This window comes from Lujinxingia vulgaris, assembly GCF_007997005.1.
In the GTDB taxonomy this organism is placed as follows: Bacteria; Myxococcota_A; Bradymonadia; order Bradymonadales; family Bradymonadaceae; genus Lujinxingia.
This window is the reverse complement of sequence record NZ_VOSL01000111.1, coordinates 1-8,473: the sequence shown is the minus strand read 5'-3', so window position 1 is coordinate 8,473 and position 8,473 is coordinate 1. Positions and strand designations below refer to the sequence as shown.

The window sequence follows — 8,473 nt, the reverse complement described above, 5'->3', positions numbered from 1 at the left end:
CGGACGCCCCGCCGGCGTCGCGCTGGCGGCCGCCGAGGGGGCCGCCGACGGCTCGACGATGCGGGCGCTTGTGGCGGTGGCGCTGGGCGTGGCGGTGGTGGTGGTGCTGATGGCGCTCGTGGTGCTGATGCAATCGCCAGGGGAGTCAGGAAGCGCTGACGAAGAGGCGCTCACCACGCAAGAGGTTGCCCGCGCGGAGACGTCTGCCAACGTGGGCCGGCAGGGCTTCGAGGCCGCTGTCATGGAGCCGAAGCCAGCCACAGCGGCCCGCGCTGAAGACGACCCGGAGGCCGCGCCGGAAGAGGTCGATCCCGTTGCGGTGAACGAGGGGGAGGTCGAGCGCCGCGCCGAGGTGGACGCCGAGCCCGACGCGCAAGCGATCGAAGACTCCGAGCTGCGTCCGGATGAGGCGCCCTCCGGTGTGGCGAGCGCCGCGGATGCGTACCACTCGTCGACGCGCGCGCCGCGCGTGCGCTCGCAGCCGGTGCGGGAGGAGGCCACGCGTCAGGTTCGCCTCGCATCGACACCGCCCGGCGCGCGCGTCTCGGCAAACGGGCAGCCCCTGGGGACGACGCCCCTGAGCTGGCAGGCCCCCCTGGAAGGCGCGGTGCGCTTGAACTTCTCGCTGATCGGCTATCAGGATCACCAGATTGAGCTGAGCCCGGAGAGCGCTGAGGATGAGGTTGAGGTCACGCTGCGCCGCGCGCGCCTGGAGCTGATGCCATGAGACGATGCACACCGAGATTCGCGCGCGGCCTGGCCCGTGTGGCGGTGGCCGCGGGCCTGCTGCTGACCGCGTTGCCGGCGGCGGCGCAGCAGGGCGGGGGCGATCCGCATGACGCGGCGCAAAACGCCGAGGTGCATTATCAGATTGCGATGCGCCTCTTTAATGAGGGGCGCTACCGCGAGTCGGTCGACGAGTTTGATCGGGCGCTGGCGCTGCTCGACGACCCGATCTTCTGGTGCAATCGCGCCGTCCCTCTGGTCAAGCTCGCTGAGCTCGAGCAGGCCGGCGAGAGCTTGAGGCGGTGCCGCGACGGGTTTGCGCCGCAGAGTGAAGATTACGCGCAGGTCGACGCGCAGCTTCGCGGGTTGACCCTGGTCTCGCGTGAGGTGGAGCCGCAGGCTCGCAGCGTAGCGCAGCTGGCCGGGCAACGCCCGCTGGAGCTGGCGCCGGTGGCGCCAGCGGTGGATCAGGAGGGTGCCGGGCGACGGGTGGCCGGCTGGGCGCTGGCCGGCGCCGGGGTGGGGCTTCTGGCCTCGGCCTGGGTGATCGATCTTCGCAGCGCGTCGGTGGTGGGTGAGCTGGCCGAGGCCAGCGCGCAGGGCGCAAGCCGCGAGCGTTACGATGCGCTGCGCAGCGATGTGGCGTACCGCCAGCGGGTCTTCTGGTCTCTGGCCGGCGTGGGCGCGGCGGCCACGCTGGCAGGCGGCGGGATCTTGACCTGGGATCTTCTCGAAGACGACGCGCAGCCCGCTACACTGAGTCTGAACCCGCAGCTGCAGCCGGGGCTTATTGGCGTGGGGGTTCGCTTGTCGCGCTGAGCGCGGTGAGCAACTTCAGGGTCATACCAGATGATGAGGGGGAAGGTGTTGCCAGGGGCAGCCGGTCAGGACGTCTCCGGCGGCGTGCGACAATGACGCCGCGATGTGCGTCGGGCCGGGCGCTGCGTTGAGGCTTCCGCACACGCCGAAATGAGCCGCCGGTCATGATGTTGACCCTCAAGGTTAAGATCTGTAAGCTCGCGCGCCGGAAAGGGAATTTCTGACCAGTGATGAGTGCCCGGCCTTGATGTCAGGATGACGCGCCAGGGGAGTCGCCGCCGCGATGCGAGGGGTCGCCGCCACGCCGTTTTGGTCAACGGAGAGGCGGTCGTCGCGATCGTGGCAAGGGTGAGCGCGCGCGTCCGGCCGAAGGCCCGAGGCAATGCCATGGGATGATTCTATGAGTTCGAACGCGACCGGGACGGAGTTCAAGTCGTGGGCGGGAGGAAAGGCACTGTTGGCCATGATGGTGGGGGTGGGAGTGATGCTGATGGCGTCGTCGGCGATGGCGCAGAGCCAGGCGTCGGTGTCGGCCATGTTGCGCGGCGCCATGCTGGGGATCGGGCCCTCGCCGGTGGCCAGCATGATCAACCCGCAGCACGACGAGTGGCTTGAGGATGAGGAGATTCAGGCCTGGCTCTGGCCCACCCCGGTGGAGCGCGCCTGGCCCGTCGACGAGCAGGGCCGACCGGTGGTGGAGACGCGTCGCCGCGAGGTCTTCTTTCATGAGGTGGGACCCCGCGAGAGCCTCTCGCGCCTGCGCTCGATGTACCGGGTCACCACGGCCATGCTCCAGGAGATGAACCCCGAGCTCGACCTTCGCAACCTGGAGGTGGGCCAGAAGGTCAAAGTCTGGGAGCTTGATGACTCCAGCTGGGCGCGGAGCGTGGGGCGCGCCAACAGCGGGCGTCTGATTCGCGGGGAGCCGATGCCCCCTGCCGAGAGCTACATCTTGCTCTATCCGCACCGCGCCTTTGGCACGTACTACGCCGTCAGCGAGACGGTGCGCGTGCTCGACGCCTACTACGAGACCTTCAACGACGCGCCGCCTTTGATTGTGGGAGATATGAGCTTTCGCACCGGGCGGGCGATCAGCCCGCACCGCTCCCACCGCAGCGGGCGCGACGTCGACGTGACTCTGCCCCGGCTGGTGGAGCCCCCGAACTACAACCGTTTCCACTACATCCGGCGCGATCATCTCGACGCGCAGCGCACGCTCTGGATGGTGCTCAAGCTGCTCGAAGGCGGGATGGTCGAGCACATCTTTTTGGACTGGTACCATCAGCGCACGCTCTACCGGCTGGCCCGCGATCAGGGGGCGCCGGAGGCGTGGTTACGCGAGGTCTTTCAGTATCCGCGGCGAGGGGGCTCGGGCATTGTGCGGCACGAGCCCGGGCATCGGAAGCATCTGCACGTGCGCTATCGCTGCCAGGAGACCGACCGCTGGTGTGGCTAAGGGATAACGTCGGGGGGGCTTAGCCCGCGTAGGCGTTGGTGATCAACGCGGTGGCCAGCTCCCGATCGTGGCTTAACGCTTCGGCTAAGGCCCGCAAAAAGGCGCGGGTCTCCTCGGCGTCGATGGAGCGGGGTTCTTCGAGGTGGGGCACCAGGGCGTGGCGGGCCTGGCGGGTGGCTTCGGCGAAGTTGGCGTACTGCGTGGTCGGGACGCCGCAGAGGTGCGCCAGATCTTCGAGCGCGTCGCCGGCACCGCGCGTGATGTGATGGCGCAGGGCGTGGCCGTTGGAGCGCAGGTACAACTCGGCGCTGAGCTCATTGACCGCGAAGATCGTCAGCAGCACCGAGCCCACCGTCGAGGCGGTGGCCGTGCCCAGGATGGCCGTGCCGACGATCGCGCCGGCCACATTGTTGGCGTCATCATCCGGATCTTCGGGGGGCGGGTCTTGTTGCTCGGAGGATGCGGAGCTCTCACTGTTGGAGCTTCCCTCCGATGCTTCGGAAGAGTCGGTGGACCCGCCGGAGGTACCTTCGCTGGCGGCTGAGGAGTTTCCGCTGGCCGCCGACGATTCACCGCTTCCGGCCGACGATCCTTCGGAACCCGCCGAGCTGTTTTCCGAGTCGCTGGCCGCGCCGTTGACGCTGCTCGCAGACACCGGGTGAGCGCCGTTGCCCACGCCGCTTGATGTGGAGTGCGCCAGCGCCGGAGCTGCATACGCCAGGAGCAGTGCCACGCTGAGAAGACCCACCCGGGTGCGCGTCGTCGCCATGATCGCCTCACGTCAGAAAGAAGAGTTCTACCTCTGAGGGTGCCAGAGCGTCGACGTCGGCGCAATGCTTGCGTTGAGCGTTAACATGGCGAAGAGGTCGATGGGATGCGGCGATCGCCGTGGTGTGCATCGCCGGAGTGAGGCTGCTAAGGCGTCTGGTCAGCAGCGCTAACACGCCACGTCGGGGCCCGGTGCGTCGGGGGTTCGGCACTCGATGGTGGCGTGATTGACCTGAAAGCGCTCGCGCAGCTCGCGGCGCAGGGCGTCAGTTAAAGCGGTGGCGTCGGCCAGGGCGTCGATGCGGGTTTTGAGCACCACGCTTACAATGGCCTGACCGTCGTCGAGCCCCCAGGCGTGCATGTCGTGGATGGCGACGACGTCGGGGTGGGCCAGAAGCGTCGCCTTGAGGGCGGCGATGTCGAGGCCGGCCGGGGCGCGCTGCAGCAGGATGCGCACCGTGTCGCGCAGCAGCGGCCAGCTCCCGAGAAGGATCAGGAGCGCGATGACCAGGCTGGCTACCGGGTCGGCCACGGCGAGTCCGAAGTAACCCACGGCGATGGCCGAGACGATCGCCGCGACTGAGCCCAGCGCATCGGAGAGAAGGTGCAGCATGGCGCCGCGGGTGTTCACCGACTGGTCGCGACTTTTTGCCAGGTACCAGGCGCTTCCCAGGTTGACGCCCAGACCGGCCACCCCGGTCCAGAAGACGGCCGTCGCCTCCATGGCGGGCGGAGCCTGCAGGCGCTCTACGGCCTCAATGCTGATGAAGACGACGATGACAATGAGCCCGATGGCGTTGATCAAACCGCCCAACACCGGCGCGCGCTTTAACCCGAAGGTGTAGGCCGCCGAGGGGGCCTGGCTGGCGAGTTTGATGGCGAGCAGGGCGACCAGCAGCGCGCCCACGTCGGAGACCATGTGGCCGGCGTCGGAGAGCAGCGCGAGTGAGTTGGTCCAGAACCCGACGACGGTCTCAAGGAGCAGGAAGGCCGCGTTTAGGGCGATGGCCACAACGAGCGCGCGGGCCGGCGTGGGACCTCCGTGATCGTGGTGCGAGTCGTGATGATGGTGGTGGGCGCTCATGATCATCCTCAAGATGGCGTCGGGTGAGACGAGGCGGCGTCAACGTCGGGCGGAGGGTGTGCAGCGGGCTAGAAAGCGTCGCGCACAAGCTCCAGTCGAAGCCCGAACTCCAGGTCGGTGCGCTCGGAGCCGGCGGCAAACGCCCCCGAGACGTAGTCGAGCTCGCTGTAGGGCTGGAGGAGCAGCGCGTGCGACGCAAGCGCCAGCGTCAGAGTGAGGCCCAGGCGCGCGCTTAAGTTACGTTCGGAGTGCAGGTTGAGGATGTTGAAGAGCTCGGCGTGACGCACGCGCACATCAAGGGCGTTGGCGTAGTAGCCGCCCAGATGGGCGCGGGCCAGCAGGTAGGCCTGGCCTCCGGCCAGGCCGGCGGTCTCGGTGCGACCGACGTTGAGATCGAGCGCCGGCCCCAGCCCCATCGCCAGCAGAGATGTGCCAGAGTCGGAGCGCGCGATGGGCAGCACCAGCCCGAAGAAGCCGTGGGTGCGCAGCGGAAGTTCGCCGGCGATATGGCGAGCGTCGAGCTCCAGCGCCCAGCCAAAGCGGTCGGTAAACCCTCGCCGGGAGCCGGCCCGCGGGGTGGCGATGCTGATGTAGCGAAAGAGGGTGAAGTCCAGCTCCAGGCGCTGCATCGCCTCGGCGTTGAGCGGGGCGCTGGCGCGCACGCCCAGCGCGGTGGCCTCGACTTCGGGGCGGTGGCCATGAAGTCGGCGCTCGCCAAGGCGATCGTCGAGCAACGCCCAGTCCAGGTGCAGCCGCGGGGCGCTCTGAGGCGGCAGGGCCTGGCCGTCGGCGCTCAGGGTTACCCCCCAGCGTCCGGCGTTGGAGGTGCGCAGGGAGCGCTCGCTGCGCTCCACCTGGGTGGTGGCGTAGTGCGCTTCGCGCGCTTTGAGTGCGGCGCGCGGGTTGTAAAGATCGCGCAGGATGAGCCAGTCGATGAGCTCTCCCTGAGCCTGGGTTGCGGCGCGGTGAGCGTCGAGCAAGAGCGCGTGCCAGTCCAGGGCGCGCTCCTCGGCGCGGGAGGGATCTTCGCGCGGGGCGCGGCGCAGGTGCTCCTGAACCGCGTCGAGAAACTCGTTGCGCTGACGCGCTCGAAGCCCGGCGCGCTCGTGGCGATAGAGCTCCCGGCGCAGCGCCAGGATCTCGGCGGCGCTAAAGCGCAGAGGTTCAAGCTGGGCGCGCTCTTCAAACTCCAAGAGGCTCGCCTCCACCAGCTGCAACTCCGAGGTCTCCAGGGCGATGAAGGCGTCGTAGAGCCCGGATGCTTCATCGGCCAGCTCCGGGGCCCGGGCGACCAGCGCCTGAAGGGGACCGAGCAGATCATCGTAGCGGCCAGCGCGAAGATCCGGCGGTCCTCGGCGCAGCGCCTCAATCACCTCATGGAGCTCTGTCGGCGCGGCCGGGTGCAGGGCAAAACGTGCGGCGAGCCGGTCGATATGCTCACTGGCGAGGATGGCGCGCTCTTCGGCACTGAGCACGTCGGCGTCGGGTTTTCGCAAGAGCGGCTCACCGCTCTCTGTGGTGACGCTGGCCAGGATGTCGAGGACTTCGGTGGGCATCGCAAAGACCTTGCGCGGCAGAGGTTCCTCGCGGTCGAGCGCCGGGCCGATCAGGTCAATGAGAAAAGACGCGCAGTTATGCGTGGTGAAAAAGTAGGGGTAAGCAAAGCGTCGCTCCACCTCCCAGATGCGCTCCAAAAGCTGGCGGGTCTGCTGCTCGGTGAGCGCGAGCTGGTAGCGGCGCAGCGTGCGCTGCTCCAGCTGCAGGTAGGTGCGGTCGATGCCCCGAAAGGTCGAGAGATCAAAGACGGCCAGGAATCCACCGGCCATGCCTTCGAGCACAAAACGAAGCGGGTGAATGTCGGAGTCGGTCACCGCGCCGAACTGGTAGACGTACTCAAACCCCTGACTTCGGAAGAGCTCGGCGGAGCGATGTCTCACGTGGATCAACAGATGCCCGAAGAGCGATTCGGGGCGGTCAGTGCGCTCGGCGGCAAAGAGCACGTCCACACCCACCAGGTTGTCGATGTCGGCCCAGCGCTCAAAGGCCGGGCAGTCGTAGGTGGCCGGGTCGTCGGCGCGTAGCGTTCCGGCGCGCCAGTTGGCGTCGATGGTGTCGAAGACGTCGGTGAGCACGCGGTTACGCGTGAACTCCTGGCAGCTGAAAGTTAAATCCGGCGAATAGACCGGGGTGCCCACCTGCGGCTTGATGTCGATGAGATCTTCTTCGCGAAAGAAGAAGGCTTCGGCGCTGGTCACAAAGTCGAGGTGGGCGGAGCTCTTGCCCATCGGGCGGAGGTAGCCGTGAAGATCTCGGTTTCGGGGGCGCGCCCCGGCGTTGTCCCAGCCGTTGATCGAGCGCCAGCGGTAGGTCTGGCTCACGTCGTGGATCGTGTCGGCGCGAGCGACAAGCGCGTGGGCGATAGCGCGCTGGCGCCAGAGCTGCTGGCGAGCCGGGCGGGTGAGCGCGCGCTGACGGTCCAGCGGACCGTCGGTCTCCATCAGGATCATGTCGTAGATATAAAAGGTGCGCCCGTCGTCCGAGAAGGTGGGGCAGGCCTCGGTGTAGCGGCCCATGCCAAAGAGACAGGGGCGGGCGCGGCGCTCCAGCACGAGCGGGGCGGAGGCCTCGGGGCGCAGCGCCACAGGCATCTTCGAGGCAGCCAGCGCCAGCGTGTCGAGCTCGCCGGGGAGCCAGGGACCCGGCGCCACAAAAATATGCGAGGCCCGCAGCGCTTCGACCGCTGGCGGCGCATCCCTCTCCCAGGTGGCGGGCTCCCGCGGCGCCTGCGAGCTCGCGCACGCCGCGTGCAGCAGCGCGGCCAGCGTAAGCAGGGGCAGAAGCGGGATGGGGAAGCGCGACATCTCAGTCCAGCGGTGGGAGCGACATATGGGCCTGGGTGATGATGCCCGCTCGACGCGCCTGACGCCACAGTCCCGGATAGGACTTGGTGACACAGCCGGCCTCACTCAGCGTCAGGGGGGCCTCGTTGACAAGGGCCAGCGCGCACATCGCCAGGCGATGATCGCCGTGGGTCTCAAAGCGCGCGTTTGCCGTGGGCTGACCGGCCGGCGCGCTGACGTCAAAGCCATCCTGGGTCGGCGAGAGCGTCAACCCGACGTCGGCCATCGCGGCGGCCAGCGCGTCGATGCGGTTGCTCTCCTTGTGGCGCAGGTGTGCCGCGCCGTGGATGCGCACGGCCACCGGCTGGCGAGCGGCCAGGGCGGCGAGCACCGGCGCGAGATCGGGCGCGTCGCTGAGATCGACCTTCATGACCTCCCCGGGAGGACGGTTCTTAAGGGTGTGCGCCAGCGCTGCAAATCGCGCGTCAGGGTGATCTTCGCCCGCCGGCTCCGGCGGCGCGAACTCCGGGAAGAGCGCATGGAGTGCGTGCCAGACGACCGCCGCGCTGGCGTCTCGCGCAAGCTCCAGTCGCACTGGCGCCTCCAGATCGGGGCCGGGGCTAAGGCGCAACTCGGTGGGGCTGAGCGCTTCGATCGTAACGCCCACCTGACGCAGCGCAGCCAGCGTCAGATCGAAGTAGGTCTGGCTGGGCCAGGGCATCTCACCGGTGCGCTCCAGCACAAAGGTGCGGCCGGCGGCGGCCAGAAGCGCCAGCGCCA

Annotated in this window: 6 protein-coding genes and 1 pseudogene; 3 read left to right on the top strand and 4 right to left on the bottom strand. The window is 68.3% G+C overall.

Annotated elements, in window-relative coordinates; genetic code table 11:
* From FRC96_RS16475 to FRC96_RS16465, 3 genes are all read left to right on the top strand, one after another.
* On the top strand, positions 1–727 hold a 727-nt coding region (locus FRC96_RS16475; RefSeq protein WP_230470355.1), incomplete at its 5' end, for a PEGA domain-containing protein.
* On the top strand, positions 724–1,545 hold the full coding sequence (locus FRC96_RS16470; RefSeq protein WP_146976032.1) for a hypothetical protein: 822 nt from the start codon (positions 724–726) through the stop codon (positions 1,543–1,545). The genes FRC96_RS16475 and FRC96_RS16470, both read left to right, overlap by 4 nt.
* A gap of 400 nt (positions 1,546–1,945) precedes the next feature.
* Positions 1,946–3,001 carry a penicillin-insensitive murein endopeptidase gene (locus FRC96_RS16465; protein ID WP_230470354.1) on the top strand — a complete coding sequence of 352 codons (1,056 nt, stop codon included), beginning with the start codon at positions 1,946–1,948 and terminating at the stop codon, positions 2,999–3,001.
* 19 nt (positions 3,002–3,020) lie between these two features.
* Here FRC96_RS16465 and FRC96_RS16460 read toward each other — a convergent pair whose 3' ends face one another.
* The 4 genes and pseudogenes from FRC96_RS16460 to FRC96_RS16445 form a co-directional block, all read right to left on the bottom strand.
* The gene (locus FRC96_RS16460; protein WP_146976028.1) at positions 3,021–3,770 is read right to left on the bottom strand and encodes a DUF3015 family protein; all 750 of its coding nucleotides are present in this window, start codon (positions 3,768–3,770) and stop codon (positions 3,021–3,023) included.
* A gap of 168 nt (positions 3,771–3,938) precedes the next feature.
* Entirely contained in the window at positions 3,939–4,853 is a 915-nt protein-coding gene (locus FRC96_RS16455) for a cation diffusion facilitator family transporter (protein WP_230467261.1), read from the bottom strand.
* Positions 4,854–4,921: 68 nt separating this feature from the next.
* The gene (locus tag FRC96_RS16450) at positions 4,922–7,714 is read right to left on the bottom strand and encodes a DUF4105 domain-containing protein (protein ID WP_146976025.1); all 2,793 of its coding nucleotides are present in this window, start codon (positions 7,712–7,714) and stop codon (positions 4,922–4,924) included.
* 1 nt (position 7,715) lies between these two features.
* Positions 7,716–8,473, bottom strand: a pseudogene (locus tag FRC96_RS16445) (hypothetical protein); the annotation flags it as partial.

Excerpts from the sequence above, each read along its gene's own strand:
- FRC96_RS16460 (WP_146976028.1), bottom strand. The coding sequence starts at position 3,770 with ATGGCGACGACGCGCACCCGGGTGGGTCTTCTCAGCGTGGCACTGCTC.
- FRC96_RS16455 (WP_230467261.1), bottom strand. The coding sequence starts at position 4,853 with ATGAGCGCCCACCACCATCATCACGACTCGCACCACGATCACGGAGGT.
- FRC96_RS16470 (WP_146976032.1), top strand. The coding sequence starts at position 724 with ATGAGACGATGCACACCGAGATTCGCGCGCGGCCTGGCCCGTGTGGCG.
- FRC96_RS16465 (WP_230470354.1), top strand. The coding sequence starts at position 1,946 with ATGAGTTCGAACGCGACCGGGACGGAGTTCAAGTCGTGGGCGGGAGGA.
- FRC96_RS16450 (WP_146976025.1), bottom strand. The coding sequence starts at position 7,714 with ATGTCGCGCTTCCCCATCCCGCTTCTGCCCCTGCTTACGCTGGCCGCG.